This is a genomic window from Clostridioides sp. ZZV14-6009, from assembly GCF_020658095.1.
Lineage (GTDB): Bacteria > Bacillota > Clostridia > Peptostreptococcales > Peptostreptococcaceae > Clostridioides.
The window spans coordinates 1-15642 of sequence record NZ_JAGWDG010000005.1 but is presented as its reverse complement, the minus strand read 5'-3'; the positions used below and the strand labels follow the sequence as shown (position 1 = coordinate 15642).

The 15642-nt window shown below is 27.4% G+C and carries 17 protein-coding genes and 1 pseudogene; 13 read left to right on the top strand and 5 right to left on the bottom strand.

The window, feature by feature from the left end:
• Window positions 1-17: 17 nt before the first annotated feature.
• Together KGF36_RS08580 and KGF36_RS08575 are read left to right on the top strand one after the other, a co-directional pair.
• Window positions 18-761 carry a glutamine amidotransferase gene (locus KGF36_RS08580; RefSeq protein ID WP_227827708.1) on the top strand — a complete coding sequence of 248 codons (744 nt, stop codon included), beginning with the start codon at window positions 18-20 and terminating at the stop codon, window positions 759-761.
• A gap of 162 nt (window positions 762-923) precedes the next feature.
• Window positions 924-2309 carry a M20 family metallopeptidase gene (locus KGF36_RS08575; RefSeq protein ID WP_227842614.1) on the top strand — a complete coding sequence of 462 codons (1386 nt, stop codon included), beginning with the start codon at window positions 924-926 and terminating at the stop codon, window positions 2307-2309.
• A 366-nt stretch (window positions 2310-2675) separates the two neighbouring features.
• Here KGF36_RS08575 and KGF36_RS08570 read toward each other — a convergent pair whose 3' ends face one another.
• Window positions 2676-3320, bottom strand: coding sequence for a nitroreductase family protein (locus KGF36_RS08570; protein WP_227827706.1), 645 nt, complete (start codon window positions 3318-3320; stop codon window positions 2676-2678).
• A gap of 264 nt (window positions 3321-3584) precedes the next feature.
• On the opposite strand from KGF36_RS08570, the gene KGF36_RS08565 reads away from it, so the two are divergent.
• The 3 genes from KGF36_RS08565 to KGF36_RS08555 all read left to right on the top strand — a co-directional run bounded on the left by KGF36_RS08565 (window position 3585) and on the right by KGF36_RS08555 (window position 4678).
• Complete coding sequence (locus KGF36_RS08565) at window positions 3585-4199, top strand: TetR/AcrR family transcriptional regulator (protein WP_227827705.1); 615 nt, start codon at window positions 3585-3587, stop codon at window positions 4197-4199.
• A 23-nt stretch (window positions 4200-4222) separates the two neighbouring features.
• Window positions 4223-4375, top strand: a complete 153-nt coding sequence (locus KGF36_RS20455; protein WP_413841441.1) for a helix-turn-helix domain-containing protein — start codon at window positions 4223-4225, stop codon at window positions 4373-4375.
• Window positions 4376-4537: 162 nt separating this feature from the next.
• A complete protein-coding gene (locus tag KGF36_RS08555; protein WP_227842612.1) occupies window positions 4538-4678 on the top strand; it encodes a hypothetical protein in 141 nt (46 codons plus the stop codon).
• Between the two features lie 323 nt (window positions 4679-5001).
• On the opposite strand, the gene KGF36_RS08550 is transcribed toward KGF36_RS08555, so the two are convergent.
• Window positions 5002-5094, bottom strand: a complete 93-nt coding sequence (locus tag KGF36_RS08550; RefSeq protein WP_227842692.1) for a helix-turn-helix domain-containing protein — start codon at window positions 5092-5094, stop codon at window positions 5002-5004.
• A 127-nt stretch (window positions 5095-5221) separates the two neighbouring features.
• On the opposite strand from KGF36_RS08550, the gene KGF36_RS20450 reads away from it, so the two are divergent.
• From KGF36_RS20450 to KGF36_RS08530, 4 genes are all read left to right on the top strand, one after another.
• The gene (locus KGF36_RS20450) at window positions 5222-5293 is read left to right on the top strand and encodes a helix-turn-helix domain-containing protein (protein WP_227842691.1); all 72 of its coding nucleotides are present in this window, start codon (window positions 5222-5224) and stop codon (window positions 5291-5293) included.
• Window positions 5294-5685: 392 nt separating this feature from the next.
• Window positions 5686-6525: a DUF5685 family protein gene (locus KGF36_RS08540; protein WP_227842611.1), complete on the top strand. Its 840-nt coding sequence runs from the start codon at window positions 5686-5688 to the stop codon at window positions 6523-6525.
• On the top strand, window positions 6515-6955 hold the full coding sequence (locus KGF36_RS08535; protein WP_227827700.1) for a hypothetical protein: 441 nt from the start codon (window positions 6515-6517) through the stop codon (window positions 6953-6955). The genes KGF36_RS08540 and KGF36_RS08535 overlap by 11 nt, the downstream gene beginning before the upstream one ends.
• A gap of 10 nt (window positions 6956-6965) precedes the next feature.
• Window positions 6966-7463 carry a hypothetical protein gene (locus KGF36_RS08530; RefSeq protein ID WP_227854677.1) on the top strand — a complete coding sequence of 166 codons (498 nt, stop codon included), beginning with the start codon at window positions 6966-6968 and terminating at the stop codon, window positions 7461-7463.
• Between the two features lie 283 nt (window positions 7464-7746).
• Here the strand turns inward: KGF36_RS08530 and KGF36_RS08525 are convergent, their stop codons facing one another.
• Complete coding sequence (locus tag KGF36_RS08525) at window positions 7747-8475, bottom strand: HAD family hydrolase (protein ID WP_227827698.1); 729 nt, start codon at window positions 8473-8475, stop codon at window positions 7747-7749.
• A gap of 125 nt (window positions 8476-8600) precedes the next feature.
• Here KGF36_RS08525 and KGF36_RS08520 point away from each other — a divergent pair, with 125 nt between their 5' ends.
• A complete protein-coding gene (locus KGF36_RS08520; protein ID WP_227854676.1) occupies window positions 8601-9689 on the top strand; it encodes a hypothetical protein in 1089 nt (362 codons plus the stop codon).
• 321 nt (window positions 9690-10010) lie between these two features.
• Here KGF36_RS08520 and KGF36_RS08515 read toward each other — a convergent pair whose 3' ends face one another.
• Window positions 10011-10796, bottom strand: coding sequence for an EFR1 family ferrodoxin (locus KGF36_RS08515; RefSeq protein ID WP_227850287.1), 786 nt, complete (start codon window positions 10794-10796; stop codon window positions 10011-10013).
• A 95-nt stretch (window positions 10797-10891) separates the two neighbouring features.
• Between KGF36_RS08515 and KGF36_RS20445 the strand changes: the two are divergent.
• Window positions 10892-10969, top strand: a pseudogene (locus KGF36_RS20445) (DUF6485 family protein); the annotation flags it as partial.
• Window positions 10970-11297: 328 nt separating this feature from the next.
• Here KGF36_RS20445 and KGF36_RS08505 read toward each other — a convergent pair.
• The gene (locus tag KGF36_RS08505; RefSeq protein ID WP_227842608.1) at window positions 11298-12146 is read right to left on the bottom strand and encodes a hypothetical protein; all 849 of its coding nucleotides are present in this window, start codon (window positions 12144-12146) and stop codon (window positions 11298-11300) included.
• A 202-nt stretch (window positions 12147-12348) separates the two neighbouring features.
• On the opposite strand from KGF36_RS08505, the gene KGF36_RS08500 reads away from it, so the two are divergent.
• Window positions 12349-12714, top strand: a complete 366-nt coding sequence (locus KGF36_RS08500; protein ID WP_227827694.1) for an ArsR/SmtB family transcription factor — start codon at window positions 12349-12351, stop codon at window positions 12712-12714.
• A 23-nt stretch (window positions 12715-12737) separates the two neighbouring features.
• Window positions 12738-15128 (top strand): heavy metal translocating P-type ATPase, encoded by a 2391-nt coding sequence (locus KGF36_RS08495; protein WP_227827693.1) that lies wholly within the window; start codon window positions 12738-12740, stop codon window positions 15126-15128.
• Window positions 15129-15642 lie beyond the last annotated feature (514 nt).

Here is a 15642-nt window from a genome sequence, read left to right as displayed (position 1 = left end):
GTAGGAGGAATATATAGATGAAAAAAGTATTAATAGTAGGGGAATCATGGGTAAAAAATATAACTCATATAAAGGGATTTGACACATTTGTTACAACACATTATGAAGAAGCAGTAAAATGGTTAAAAGAAGCAGTGGAGTCTGGAGGCTATGAAGTAGTTTATATGCCTGCACATGTAGCAGCAGACAGCTTCCCATATAAATTGGAAGAGTTAAATGAGTATGATTGTATAATATTATCTGATATAGGTTCTAATACATTCTTATTATCTAATAGTACATTTATAGATTGTAATAGTAATCCAGATAGACTTGAATTAATTAAAGAGTATGTAAATAGTGGTGGAGCATTAATCATGGTAGGTGGATATATGTCATTTACAGGTATAGATGCAAAAGCTAGATTTGGAGAAACTGCTATCAAAGATGTATTGCCAATAACAATGATAGATAAAGATGATAGAGTTGAAAAACCAGCAGGAATAACTCCAGTTGTTGTTGATTCTGAACATCCAGTTTTAAAAGATATACCAAAGGAATGGCCACAGTTCTTAGGATATAATAAGACAATAGCTAAAGATAATTGTCCTGTACTAGCGACTATTGGAGGAGACCCATTTGTAGCTATTGGTGAATTTGGAAAAGGAAAATCTGCTATCTTTAGTTCTGATTGTGCACCTCATTGGGGTCCAAGAGAATTTACTGATTGGAAATATTATAATAAATTATGGGTTAATATGCTTGATTGGTTAACATGCTAAAAATTTTATAAATTTAAAAGACCTCTTACTTGATAAAATGAAACTTACAAGTCAAGAGGTTTTATTGTATAAAGTAGCTGTACAATAGAAAATATTTTTAAATCAGTTATTTTGGTTAGTAATTGATAAGTTATTAGAAATAAGGAGGTTTATACGATTAATATGAGTGATTTAAATAAAAAGTTTTTAGTTGAATATATAGATGAGATACAGGAAGAGTTAAGAGATATATCAGATAAAATATGGAAAAATCCAGAACTTCAATATAAAGAATATTATGCTTCAAACTTACAAAAAGAATATTTAAAAAAACATGATTTTAGTGTAGATGAATTAGAGGATATAGATACAGCATTTGTAGCTAGCTATGGAGAAGGTAAACCAGTTATAGCAGTTTTGGGAGAATATGATGCCTTAGGTGGTTTGTCTCAAAAAGTATCCATTACAAAAGAATCTATTTCAGATGGTGGTGCAGGTCATGGTTGTGGACATAATTTACTTGGTACAGGTTCAATAGGAGCTGCAATTGCAATAAAGGAATTAATCAAACTAAAAAAATTGAAAGGAACTATAAAATACTATGGATGTCCAGCAGAAGAAGATTTGTCAGGAAAAGTATTAATGATAAAAAAAGGCTTCTTTAATGGAATCGATTGTGCATTTAGTTGGCATCCATTTGATATAAACACTCCAATAAGAATTCCAACACTTGCTAATTATTCTGTAAAATTTAGATATAATGGGATTAGCGCTCATGCAGCACAAGCTCCTTATAACGGAAGAAGTGCACTTGATGCAGTGGAACTTATGAACATAGGTTGTAACTATTTAAGAGAGCATATATTTGATAGCTGTAGAGTTCATTATGTAACTACTAATGGTGGAGAAATGCCAAATATAGTTCCAGACTTTGCAGAAGTATGGTATTACATAAGAGGAGTTAAAATGGAGCATGTAAGAGATGTATTTGACAGAATTGTTGATATAGCAAAAGGAGCAGCATTGATGAGTGGTACTAGTATGGAATATAATATTATAAGTGGAGTATATGACTATATTCCAAATACAATATTAACAGATGTTTTATCACAAAACATGAAATTGATAGGGGTACAAAAGTATGATGAAGATGACTACTATTTTGCAAAAAAATTAGCTGAAACAGTGTCTATAGACAAAAGAATTAGTGTTTCTAGTGTATTGAGTGGAAACAAGGAGATTACTAAGATGAATCTACATGATGAAGTTACAGATGATACCTTTACTCATAATAACTGTATATCACTGTCATTAGATATTGGAGATGTTAGTTACATAACTCCCACAGCACAATGTTCTTGTTCAGTTTGGCCTATTGGTATTTCTGCTCATACATGGCAATCTTGTGCTAGTGCAGGTTCTGACATGGGATTTAAAGCGATGTTGTTAGCATCTAAATCTATAGCATGTTCAATAAATGATGTAATGCTTGATGAATCTATTGTAAATAAAGCAAAAAAGGAATTAAAAGATACTTTAGGCAGTTTTGAATATACTCCAATTATTTAAAAACTAATTTAATGTAAGTAAGATTGAATTGTATAAAATAGTATAAATATATATTGCGAGCCACAGGAATAATTAAATTCTAAGACACAAACAGAAGTAAAAATAATTGATTATGATGGATATACATATACTTTAAAAGAAATACAGGAAAATTATTTACCAGAGTTGAAGGAAAAGAATTTAATTTCATGCTCAATAAAAGGACTTATAATTTATAAGTCCTTTTATTATATTTATTCTTTGTTTGTAATTAATTGATTATCTTGGGTTCAGTTAAATTATAGATTCCTCTGAGAAACAACATGTCACCTATTATTAAAAATATGTAAGAATAGTTTATAAATATTTGATTTTCAATATTATTTATTATATCCATTTTATGGATGGATGAGGAACGTCTCTGCCTTCCTTAGTTACAGATGCTGTAGGGAAACCAATTGTACAGGCATCAAATCCATATTCACCTGTTGGTATTCCTAAAATATCGCAAAAATCTTTATTATTACTTAATCTTCCTATTATACTAACAAGTTCAAAACCTAATCCTAAAGCAGTTGCTTTAAGCCACATATTCTGCATAACATGAGATAATGACTTTTGTTCTATGGCTGGTATTCCACGACGTTCTGCCACAATAATAAGATAAGGTGCTGTCCCTACACCAAGAACCCCTTTTTTAACTTGCATCTTTAAAGAAGTAATGAAGGATTGTAGAGTGATGTCGTTCTCCGCCTCCTTCTCATGGGTTGATATTTGAGTTTTAATAACATCAACAAGAATAGTTTTAATTTTATCCATTTGTAAACTGTTATTTGAGATAACAAAAAAATGTCTAAAATCTGTTTGCTTTGCTACTGCAAGTATTGCATAAGGTGCAAGTCTTCCAGTTTCAATTATTTTTTCAACTAGTTCTTTTGAAGGTATTTCTTTTGTAAAACTTCTTATGGATCTTCGAGTTCTTAACAGCATATCCAAAACTTCATTAGCATTGTTTTTATCTAAATTGTTCATTTTTATCCTCCATTAATACTATTCTTAAGATATCCTATAATGCATCCATATAAAGGCGAAATTTTCGGTCATATTAAACATTTACTTCAAATTAATTCGCTATTTTTTATGAACACGTTGTTGATTAATAACCTATATGTATATTATAATATTTATATTGATTTATGCAATGAACAATAATATTTAAATTGTTAAGTAATAAACATTTACTATAAAATTGTTAATTAAAATTAAAAAAATTTATATAGAATGAGGGAATAATTCATGAAAAAAGTATCTATTGATAGAAGAACAATACGTACTAAAAAAATGATTAGGTCTGCATTAGCAGAGTTAATAGACGAGAAAGGATTTAACAATATATCAGTTACTGACTTAACTCAAAGGGCGGATATAAATAGAGGAACCTTCTATCTGCATTATGTTGATAAGTATGACTTGTTAGAGAAGATTGAAAATGAAATAATACAGGAAATTGAAGAAGAGACTAAGCACCTTGATTCAGTCAATATGATGAATATAGATGCCTCAAATGAACCCCTTCCATTTATGGTAAAGCTTTTTGAATATTTTAGAAAAAATTCGGTAATTATTAAATCTATTTTAGGTCCCAAAGGTGACCCTACTTTTGAAAGAAAAATAAAAAGATTTATTGAAATCAATTTGTTTGAGAAACAAAAGTTAAAAAATTTTAACATAGATGAGGCAGTAATTTCAGAAGAATATTTTATACAATATATACTTTCAGCGGACTTAGGTGTAATTCAATATTGGCTTGAAAAAAACATGAAAGAATCTCCTGATGAAATGGCACTGATACTTGCTAGAATGTCGTTACTCGGTCCATTAAGGGCAGTAGGTATTCGTAAAGATTCATAAAAACAATTTTAATAGATATTATTTTGAAAAGTTTAACACAAGACACTGTTTCAGAAATGATAAAAATTACGCCTCAACACATGTCGAATTTTGAGACTGGCAATTCTAGTGTTAGCCTACCTACTTTGGTTGCGATTGATAATATTTTAGGCATATCAATCGACGAATTACAGTGAGAGACAATACTAGACTCTAAAGTTGTCCTTGAAAAAGAATTAAAATAAGTGATAAGTGATTGTAATGACTATGAGATAAGAATTTTAGCTGATATAGTCAAAGCTTCAAAAGAATCAATTAGAAAAGTTAAAATATTTCAATCAAATTTAAGGGAGTAATATATGAAAAATGAAAATATAAGTTATTTGGGATTAGGATTATGCTTTGGTGTTATTTGGGGTTCAGTATTTAAAAATTTAGCTATTGGTTTATCCCTTGGGTTACTTATTGGAGTAGCATTAGATAGGAAGAAAAATAAATAAAATTTCTGTAGTAGAGTATATCCAAAAATAAGAATTTATTTTTTTATAGTAAAATTAAAGTTCTTAGAATTCATTCAAATGTAGAAAAAACAGATGTCTGCTATTATCTAAGTATAAACTATATGTAAAATAGATTTGATAAAACGTATGTGATGATTATACTATCGTTTCCTGACCTCTTATGAGGTTTTTAAATGGTATATCAGTAAGAATTATATTGTATAAAAATATAAAACTTATTGATGTACCATATGTAAATCTATAAAATAACTACTAAAGTAGCCTTCCGATAGTTATAAATAAACCCTTTAGAATTAATATTTTTATTTATCTTGCTTCCAACCTAATAACTCATTAGGAGAACACTTGAGAGCCATGCAAATTTTTTCTAATGAATCAAATTTAATAGATATCACAAGATATGTATTGTACACAATTTAATTATTGACAACCATTGTTGCATATAATTAATATAGTAAGTGTAAAATATTGGTAGCAATTAAAAATAGAAAACATATTAAAAATATTTCATACAAATAAAAAATAACCCAAAATCAACTTAGTAAAATAACTAATATAAGTCAAAGTTATATATCAAAATTAGAGAGAGAATGATTTTATCATAGTCCAACAGCAACACTGATACTTAAATTGACAAAAGCACTCGAAGTTGATGCCTTAAAGTTAACAAGATATTTTAGTGAAAAAGATATATTAAAACCATCAGAAAAATAGTTCTAAACAATGAATTATAATTTTATTAATGATATAATAATAATTAACAAAAAATAGAAAAAGAATGAGTTCATGTTTGATGGCATACACTCATTTTTTCACTAATAAAACAATAGAGCCAATTAAGTATACATTTATGTAAGTCACAATACTTTTTATAAACCACAAAGAAGTGTTGAGAATATAAAAGAGTTAAATGTGATATTTATAGATATAGATTGTTACAATACAAATTATAATTTATATAAAAAGTAGTACAAAAAGGAGTATTTATGTTTGGATATGTTAAAATAAACAAAATGGATTTAACATTTAGAGAATATGACCATTACAAAGCTTATTATTGTGGGCTATGTAAATATTTAAAAAGAAATCATGGAGAAATTTCTAGATTTTCTCTGAATTATGATATAACCTTTTTAATTATTTTATTAACAGCAGTATATAAGCCAGAGTCTACAAATACAGAAGAAGTGTGTGTAGTTAGCCCATTTAAGAAGAAAAAGATAATTACAAATGATATTACAGAATATGCAGCAAGTATGAATGTTCTTTTAACGTATTATAAATTGGAAGATAATTTAATGGATGATAAACGCATAAAAGATAAATTAGCATATTATATATATAAAAACAAATTAAACTTAGCCTATGAGAAATATCCTGAAAAAGCTGAGTATATAAAGCAACAATTAAATGAATTAAATAAGTTGGAAAAGGACAAAAATATAAATATAGATGAAGTGTCTAATGTCTTTGGAAATATAATGGGAGAAGTATTTGCGTATAAAAAAGATGAAAATGAGAGAAATCTAAGAATGATAGGTTTTAATATAGGTAAATATATATATTTATTAGATGCATACGAAGATTTAGACGAAGATTTTAAGAAAGGAAGATATAATCCTTTTATAGAATATATAGATAAAAATGATGAGTTAAAAGAAAAAGTTAAAAAAATAATTGTAACATCATTAGGTTTTTTAGCTAGGGGAATTGATAATTTAAATCTAAATAAAAACGTTGGAATAATAGAAAATATAATTTATTCTGGGGTTTATTTAAGATACATGAATATATTAGAAAGTAGAGGTGAAAATAATGTACAGTAATACTTATAATAATGAAAATTTTATGAGAGCAAGAGCTTTTATGGAAAATAGTGAATTTAAAAAAGCCTATGATTTTTTAAAAACATTAACTGACAAATGTGCAGAGTGGTATTATCTAACTGGTTTTTCTGCGATGAATATTGGATATTATGAAGAAGGAGAAGACTTCTTAAAGAGAGCAAAATTCATGGAGCCTGAAAATCAGGAATACAATGATGCACTTAGAAGTTATACACAATATAGAAATGAATATAACAATAGAGCTGATAATTATAATAGAAGAAGACGTAATGATTTAGATGGATGTTGTTGCTGTTGTTGTGATGACTGCTGTTGTTTAGGTGATGATTGTTGTGAAAACTGCGCTAAACTTTGGTGTCTAGATTCATGTTGTGAATGTTTTGGTGGAGATTTAATATCTTGTTGTTAGGATGATAAATATGAGTATAAAAGTTGCTTATGGAGGAGTTTTATTAGCATTAAATGTAATACTGTTAACTCTTACAAATATTATTTCTGTAAATACATTGTTTATCATGGGGTTAGCATCACTTTTAGTATCAATTGTAATAATGGAATGGGGATTTAAAAGTGGCATTGCTTTTTATATAGGTTCTGTAGTATTAGGATTTATAGTAATGGCAAGTAAATCTCAATGGATTGTATATTCCCTTACTTTTGGGATATATGGTATTGTTAAATATTTTATAGAAAAAGATAGGTCAATATATATTGAGTATCTTATGAAATTAGTATTTGCAAACATAATGATATTTATATTGTATTTTATATTAAGGACAATAGTTTATATTCCAATAAATATTATTATAGTAGCCTCATTTGAGGTAGCCTTTATAATATACGATTATGTATATAGTTCCTTTATCGATTATTACAATAATAGACTAAGAAAGATGTTATTTAAAAATAACAACTGACCTAATGTTTTACTTTAGAATGATTTTAATTTGTATATGAGTAATACATTTGTGAAGGTACATTGAAATATAAAAATAGAATTAACATATGTATGAGTTTGTTTAATAAAAAAGGCTTTGATTTTTATGTCAGAGTCTTTTTGTGTTCTCATCTAGTATTTAAAAATTTTGATAATAGCAATTTTTTTATTTAAAATAAAACTAAAGGATATCATTCTAATGATGACATCCTTTATTATAATAAGACTTTTGTTATATAAGTCTTTAAAATAACTAATATAAATTAAATATCCACTATATTCACATCTGTAGATAAAGAATATATAATGTCTTTTCTTTCTACTATTATTTCAACATTTTTAGAAATTTCCTTGTTAAGTGATATTTGAGCCAAAAGTTCTTTTGTAGGATTTATTGCGATTGGATTTCCAACTCTTTTTAGCATATTTATATCGCCATTAGTATCTCCATAAGCGTACGAATTTGATAGGTCTAAATCATATTTTACAACAAAGTCATTTATAGCGTTATTTTTACTTATAGAATCCCACATCGGTATGACTGTTCCTGTAAATATATTATCTTCAAACACATAATCACTTCCTAAGAAGTCAGTTACATTGTACTTCTGAGCCATTTTTTCAACTAAAAATCCAGGACTACCAGATATAAAGATAACTATATGACCCTGATTTAAATGCCAATCTATTCTTGAACGTGTATATTTATAAACTCTATCTGCCTTTAATTTAATTACCTGGTCACTTGTAAAATTAATGCAAGTTTTATCTAAGCCTTTTAAGGAGTCAACATAAAGATTACATATCTCTAATAGGTAATCATCATAGTTGCCTTGCCTTTTATCCCAATCCATAAACGTATCTCTAGCGTGTTTATACCAATTTTTTTGGTCAATTATATCATATTTAATTAATTTCTTAAAATGTTCAACCATAAGAGAGTCCCTATAAAGAGTACCATCTATATCAAAAAAAGCTGCTATATTTTTCATAAAAACCACCTCAATTAATCATTTCCTTATATTATATTATAAATTGTACCTAAGTTGTTAAAATATATGTATAATAATTTATATATTAAAAAATAAAGATTTTAAATTTTAAAGGACGTGATTGTATGAATTTTAATTTTGCAAAGGTTACAAATTCTAGACTTATGGGGAGCTTAGGTCTTATAATAAATTGGATAGACAATAAAAAAAATCACTTTTGTCAATATTTTTTATTGGATGCAGAAGGGTTAGGTTTGGCGGATTATGTGAGTTTGAAAAATCCAACACAAGAAGAAGCTTATAGAGAAGAAGAAAGATTAATGGGTGGATTTGGCTCAGATAGAATTGGATTAACAGAGGAGGAATCTCTGTTTTTAGTATCTTATTTTGGAAATAAGAATATTTGTTATAACAAGATATTACCAGGAGATAAATGTGAATACATTGACATTATAAAAAATTATAAAACAGATTTAACTATAGAAAAATTATATAATAAAATATGTAAAAGAGTTGATGAGGAAGTTGAATTCATAAACTATATGACTATGAGGTTTATAGCATGGGACAGAGAAAGTTTAAGATACTTTTCTGGAAGTGACGAGATTGCAAATATGCATATTACAAATATCAATGGTACTTTGCTTAAAAATACAGTAAGCAATAAAGGACAAGGTAGGTATATTAGCGAGGCTTTATATGAAGATAATGATGGGTATTATACATGTAAAATAGCCTTTTGTATAAGTAAATGTAATGAGACTGGCTTTAAAATTAATTCTATGCTAGTAACAGATAAAGAGCCTATGTACGACTTTGAAGTTTTTGATGAAATTTCTAAGAGTGAATTTGTAAGTGTATATAGTGTAAGTTCACCCGAGGAGTTTGCAAAAGTATTTTATGAAGAAAATCCGTTCTTATTAAAAAGTAATATGAATGAAGGGATATTTTTTACTAGATTTAATTTTAATAATGACCATGTTAAAGAAAATGTATATATAATAAATAATGATATGAAAGCTATATATTACTTAATGGGAAACAAGTTTTTTATAGGGACTTATAGTGATAATGATTGTAATTGCATTAATGAAATAAGTCAGTCTAATTATAGCAAATATATTAAATTTGAGGAGAAATTTTTCTTTGAGCAAAATGCTTTATACGATTTTGCAGAGTCAGGTTCAATAGACTTTGATGACTTTTTGGAATAATATATGATTTTGGACATTATTTAAGCGAGATTAACTGAATTTAATCTCGCTTAAATTTATTTCTATAATATTGGGGGAATATTATGAGGAATACATTTATTATTGTGGTCAATTATTAAAATTTTATACAATCTATATAAAAATATTTTATTTCTTTTTTTAATAATATTTGTCAATATTGGTTTTTAGCATACCATATCTAAACATATTACTATATATAGGGAGTAAGATATATTTTATGATGAAGCTATGAAGATTTATAATGAAAATAAAATAATATTAAAGAGTTATGAATGATAGTTATAATAAAATTACTAGCTTTTATTTATTTGTAAATATATTAGAATCATACCAACTATCAAGACGAATGAACTTAAATGGTTGATGTATATAGACTGATTGTACAGGACAATTATAAATACATCTCATGCACAAACAACAACTCCAATTAAATTTGACTTTATCCCTGGTAATACTTATATTATGTTTAGGACAATTATTGGCACATTTACCACAGTGAGTACAAGTATCTTTAACATAGAAAAACTTACTTAAAATACGAGCACCATACCACTCTAATCTACCAAAAAAAGCTAAAAATTTTACTGAAGTTCTACTAGTTGGTAGATGTGAGATTCGATTTATTAAATTATGTACAGTAATAGGTATTTTTTTATCTGCTTCATTAATAAGCTCTTTTGTTTTTTGGTCATCATATTTAACCATAAAATTTGAGGGCATAGCAAACAATTTATTATAAAATACTTTGAAACCTTTAGCATTCAATCTTTTGATTAGCAAATTGGATGAAGCATAATTTATATAATGTTCTTCTCCAGCTGTATGAATTATGAATGTATCCATAGAGTCTATTTTTGGTAAGTGTTTTACAAAGTCTAATACAATTTGAGGTGCGTTAAAGGAATGTACTGGATAAGCTATTCCTACTGAATCATATGATGTTAAATGAATATTAGACATCTTGATATTTTCAATTCTTCTGCAATCAACATAAGTCTGTTGATTTTCAAATTCTTGTTTTATTCTATTTACAATATATCTTGTCATACCAGTTCCAGAGAAGTAAAATACACATATTTTATTCAAAACAATACCTCCTATAAATAAGATAATAACTTGTTAGAGTCATTATAACATAGAGCTAGTAAACTTAAGTTGAGAAATATCTAAGAAATCCAAAAAACCATGAGAAAGGGTGTAGTCCATGTATCCTTGACAATCTAAACAAGAAGAAAATGCCAGCATGTTTTTTTGTATAGTTAATGAAGATATGCATGATGTAACTGACTATTCGATTGAAGGATTTGTGAGCTACTTACATAAACATCAAACAAATAGTGATATACAGTGATATTTTTTAAGTATTAAGTTAAATGTAAATAAAAAATCAGATAAAATTTTATTTTATCTGATTTTTTATTTACATTTATTTTATTAGATTATGTTAATATTTTTTGACTAAATAAAAGGATATTCAATCAAAATTTTATACCTATAATAATATTGGGGGAATATTATGAGGAATACATTTACTATTATGTTCAATTATTAAGGTCTTATACAATTTATTTAAAAAATAAAAATATTTTACATTTCTTCCTCATCAAACTCCTCAATATTAGTTTGTGGCATACCTTGTATAGACATATTACTAGAACCATAAGGAGTCGGATACATGTTAGAAGGCATATTACTAGGCATAACTACAGGCATACCATTCATTGTATTATGACATATAACACCTGGTATCATCATAAGTACATTAGGAGGCATATTTTGATTACATGATAAGTTAGGAATACCCATGTTATTCATATTATACCCCATATTATTCATGTTGCCAGACATGTTGTTAGGCATACCCATATTATTCATGTTACCAGACATATTGTTAGGCATACCCATATTGTTATTCATGTTACCAGACATGTTATTAGGCATACCCATATTATTATTCATATTACCAGACATATTATTAGGCATACCCATATTATTATTCATATTACTAGACATGTTATTAGGCATACCCATATTGTTATTCATGTTACCAGACATGTTGTTAGGCATACCCATATTGTTATTCATGTTACCAGACATATTAGTAGGTACACCCATATTATTAGATGTATTATAGTTCATGTTGTTAGGCATATTGTTTGGATTAGATGTGTTGTAGTTCATATTTCCAGATGTATTATTTGTGTTAGGCAAGTTGTTTGGAGAATTACTACTTTTAGGATAATTATTTACGCTATTAGGATAAATGTTACTTATGTTCTGATTATTAGGTATTTTTGTATAACCACTAGGGATTTGTGGGTCATTTCTCAACTCATCTTGGGGAATTTCTTCGTTAGTAATATAATCTGCATAATTAGCAGGGTCTAAGTAAGGCATGTAACTAGTATCTAAGTTCTTTTTTTTCTTATTACTCATATTAAACTTGCACCTCCTAGAAAAACTATAAAAAAGTTTACAAAAACTTATTCTAATAATATATATATTAAAAAAGTCCATAATATGTGCATTCTAATTATTATTAAATAAATAAAAAAATATTGTTGCGAAATCAGATATAATAGCATATAATGAACATATGAACAGTTATTCATATATTAAAATAACGGAGGATTATACAATGAGAGAAGAGATAAATGATTGTAGTTGTAATATAATACATGAGGAAATAGTAACAGAAGCTAAGTCAACTATGCCAGATGAAGAAATGTTATATGATTTAGCAGAATTATTTAAAGTATTTGGAGATACTACTAGAGTAAAGATATTATATGCATTATTTGCAAATGAAATGTGTGTATGTGATATAGCAAGTTTATTAAATATGACTCACTCTGCAATATCTCACCAACTTAGAGTATTAAAACAGGCTAGGTTAGTAAAATTTAGAAGAGATGGAAAGACAGTATATTACTCATTAGATGATAGCCATATAAGTCAAATATTTGACTGTGGATTAAATCATATTAGAGAGACTTATAAATGATAAATGAGAGGAGTGAATATATTATGGAAGCAAATAATATAATTAAAAAGGAATTTATATTAGGAGGATTGAATTGTGCACATTGTGCAGAAGAGATTAACAACAAAGTTTCTAAGCTACAAGAGGTTAAGTCTTCTAATCTAAATTTTATAAATAAAAAACTTACAGTAAATATAGAAAATAGTTTTGATGAAGAAAATACTATAGAAAAGATAATAGAGATAATAGATTCAACAGAACCAGGACTTAATATACAAATAAGCTCTAAAGACAATACAATAGCCAACAAAACATCAACTAAAAAGGAGCTTATATTAGGAGGATTAAATTGTGCACATTGTGCAGAAGAGATTAACAACAAAGTTTCTAAACTAAAAGAGGTTGAATCTTCTAATTTGAATTTTGTAAATAAAAAACTTACAGTAAACATAATAAGTACTTTTGAAGAAGATTCTGTTATAAATAAAATAAAAGAAATAATAGACTCAACAGAACCAGGACTTGATATACAAGTAGAGTCTTCTGATAAAACAAAATCTAGAACGATTGAAAAGTCAGAAACTGTGAGCGATACAAATAAAAAAGAATTAATTCCACTTATAATAGGAGCTCTTGTATATATTTTTGGTATATATCAAACAGCAACAGGATTTGAAAGTCAATTTAGCAATATAGTATTTATAGTTGCTTATGTGATAGTAGGTGGAGATGTACTTTTAAGAGCAATAAGAAATATATCAAAAGGAAGAGTATTTGATGAAAACTTCTTAATGGCTCTAGCAACAGTAGGGGCATTATTAATAGGAGAACTATCAGAAGCAGTAGGAGTTATGCTTTTCTATAAGGTAGGAGAGTATTTACAAGGTGTTGCGGTTGGAAAGTCTAGAAAGTCTATAACTTCACTTATGCAAATAAGACCAGATTATGCAAACCTAAAAGTTAACTCTGAAGTTAAAGTAGTATCTCCAGAAGAAGTAAATATAGGTGATATAATAGTAGTAAAACCTGGTGAAAAAGTGCCATTGGATGGTGTAGTAGTAGATGGAGTATCTATGTTAGACACTTCTGCACTTACAGGTGAGTCTGTATTAAGGGAAGTTGAAAAAGGAGACGAAATTTTATCAGGTGTTATAAATAAGAATGCTTTACTTACTATTGAAGTTACAAAGAGCTTTGGAGAGTCAACAGTTTCAAAAATACTTGACCTTGTTGAAAATTCTAGCATTAAAAAATCAAAAACAGAAAATTTTATATCTAAATTTTCAAGATACTATACTCCAGTAGTAGTTATAGCTGCTTTATTGATAGCATTTGTACCACCACTTGTTATTTCAGGTGAAGTATTTAGTGATTGGCTATACAGAGGGTTGATATTCTTAGTTGTTTCTTGTCCTTGTGCATTAGTTTTATCAATACCACTTAGTTTCTTTAGTGGGATTGGATTTGCATCTAAAAATGGAATACTTATAAAGGGAAGTAATTACTTAGAGGCTTTAAGAAGTGTAGATACAGTAGTGTTTGACAAAACAGGAACCCTTACTAAAGGTGTGTTTAATGTAACTAAGTTAAATCCTGTGGGAATATCAGAAGAAGAATTATTGCAATATGCAGCTCTTGCAGAAGTAAATTCAAATCATCCAATAGCAAAATCTATATTAAGCTACTATAGTAAGAAAATTGATTTAAATACAATAGATAGTTATGAGGAAATAGCAGCCTATGGAATTAGAGTAAAATACAATGGTGAACTTATATTGGCAGGTAACGAGAAGCTTATGAAAAAGGAAAATATATTCTATTCACCAGCTAAAGAAGTTGGAACAGTAGTGTATATTGCTGTTGATAAAATGTATAGAGGTTATATAGTTATATCTGATGAGATAAAAGAAGATAGTAAAAATGCCATAAGAAGTTTAAAATCAATAGGAGTAAAAGAAGTTGTAATGTTAACTGGAGATAATGAAAAAGTAGCAAAAAATATCGCTCAAGAGTTAGGATTAGATACAGTTTACTCTAATTTACTTCCTAATGAAAAGGTAGATAGACTAGAAGAGTTGTATGAAGGTAGAACAGAAAAAGAAAAAATAGCTTTTGTAGGTGATGGAATAAATGATGCACCAGTTTTAGCTAGAGCAGATGTTGGTATAGCAATGGGAGGTCTAGGTTCAGATGCAGCTATTGAAGCAGCAGATGTAGTACTTATGACAGATGAACCAAGTAAAATATCTAAAGCCATTGAAATAGCAAATAAGACTAATAAGATAGTATGGCAAAATATAATATTTGCTCTAGGTGTAAAAGTTATAGTTATGGCACTAGGAGCTGGAGGAGTAGCTACTATGTGGGAGGCTATATTTGCTGATGTAGGGGTAGCACTTATTGCAGTACTAAATGCTATGAGAGCTATGAGATAATATGTAAGTTAAAAATAAATAGATTTTATTAAAAGATTGATTATAAAAGAAGAAGTATTGATAAGTTTATTCTAACTGTATTAATACTTCTTCTTTTATGATTGTATTTATTTACATCTATTTCTATATTCTTATTTATTGTCTGTATTTTCTACTGTATTTTTTCAATTTATATAGGGATAATTCTATTATAACTGTTGAATTTGTATATAGAAATATTTAAAATATTAATAATTAAGATAAACAATTGTGATTTTTTATAAAAAAATATAAATATATTAAAATTGATTGAAGCTATGGTATTACTACATTATAATGGAATATGTGATAATGAAAATTAAAAAAATTAAAAAAATAATTTGAAAAGTATTGACGAATTATTTTTAAGGTGATATAGTATTACTTGTCCTTAAGAAAAGGGCAAACATGGAAAATGAAAAATGAACTTTGAAAATTAAACAGTAGGTTAATTTATAAAACAAGAAACAAACCATAAAGCCAGATATTTTGATAA

Bases quoted from the DNA above. Each gene is read 5' to 3' on its own strand.
- KGF36_RS08535 (WP_227827700.1), top strand. From the start codon at position 6,515: ATGTACAGTAATACTTATAATAATGAAAATTTTATGAGAGCAAGAGCT.
- KGF36_RS08525 (WP_227827698.1), bottom strand. From the start codon at position 8,475: ATGAAAAATATAGCAGCTTTTTTTGATATAGATGGTACTCTTTATAGG.
- KGF36_RS08520 (WP_227854676.1), top strand. From the start codon at position 8,601: ATGAATTTTAATTTTGCAAAGGTTACAAATTCTAGACTTATGGGGAGC.
- KGF36_RS08500 (WP_227827694.1), top strand. From the start codon at position 12,349: ATGAGAGAAGAGATAAATGATTGTAGTTGTAATATAATACATGAGGAA.
- KGF36_RS08565 (WP_227827705.1), top strand. From the start codon at position 3,585: ATGAAAAAAGTATCTATTGATAGAAGAACAATACGTACTAAAAAAATG.
- KGF36_RS08570 (WP_227827706.1), bottom strand. From the start codon at position 3,320: ATGAACAATTTAGATAAAAACAATGCTAATGAAGTTTTGGATATGCTG.
- KGF36_RS08555 (WP_227842612.1), top strand. From the start codon at position 4,538: ATGAAAAATGAAAATATAAGTTATTTGGGATTAGGATTATGCTTTGGT.
- KGF36_RS08575 (WP_227842614.1), top strand. From the start codon at position 924: ATGAGTGATTTAAATAAAAAGTTTTTAGTTGAATATATAGATGAGATA.
- KGF36_RS08505 (WP_227842608.1), bottom strand. From the start codon at position 12,146: ATGAGTAATAAGAAAAAAAAGAACTTAGATACTAGTTACATGCCTTAC.
- KGF36_RS08580 (WP_227827708.1), top strand. From the start codon at position 18: ATGAAAAAAGTATTAATAGTAGGGGAATCATGGGTAAAAAATATAACT.
- KGF36_RS08530 (WP_227854677.1), top strand. From the start codon at position 6,966: ATGAGTATAAAAGTTGCTTATGGAGGAGTTTTATTAGCATTAAATGTA.
- KGF36_RS08495 (WP_227827693.1), top strand. From the start codon at position 12,738: ATGGAAGCAAATAATATAATTAAAAAGGAATTTATATTAGGAGGATTG.
- KGF36_RS08540 (WP_227842611.1), top strand. From the start codon at position 5,686: ATGTTTGGATATGTTAAAATAAACAAAATGGATTTAACATTTAGAGAA.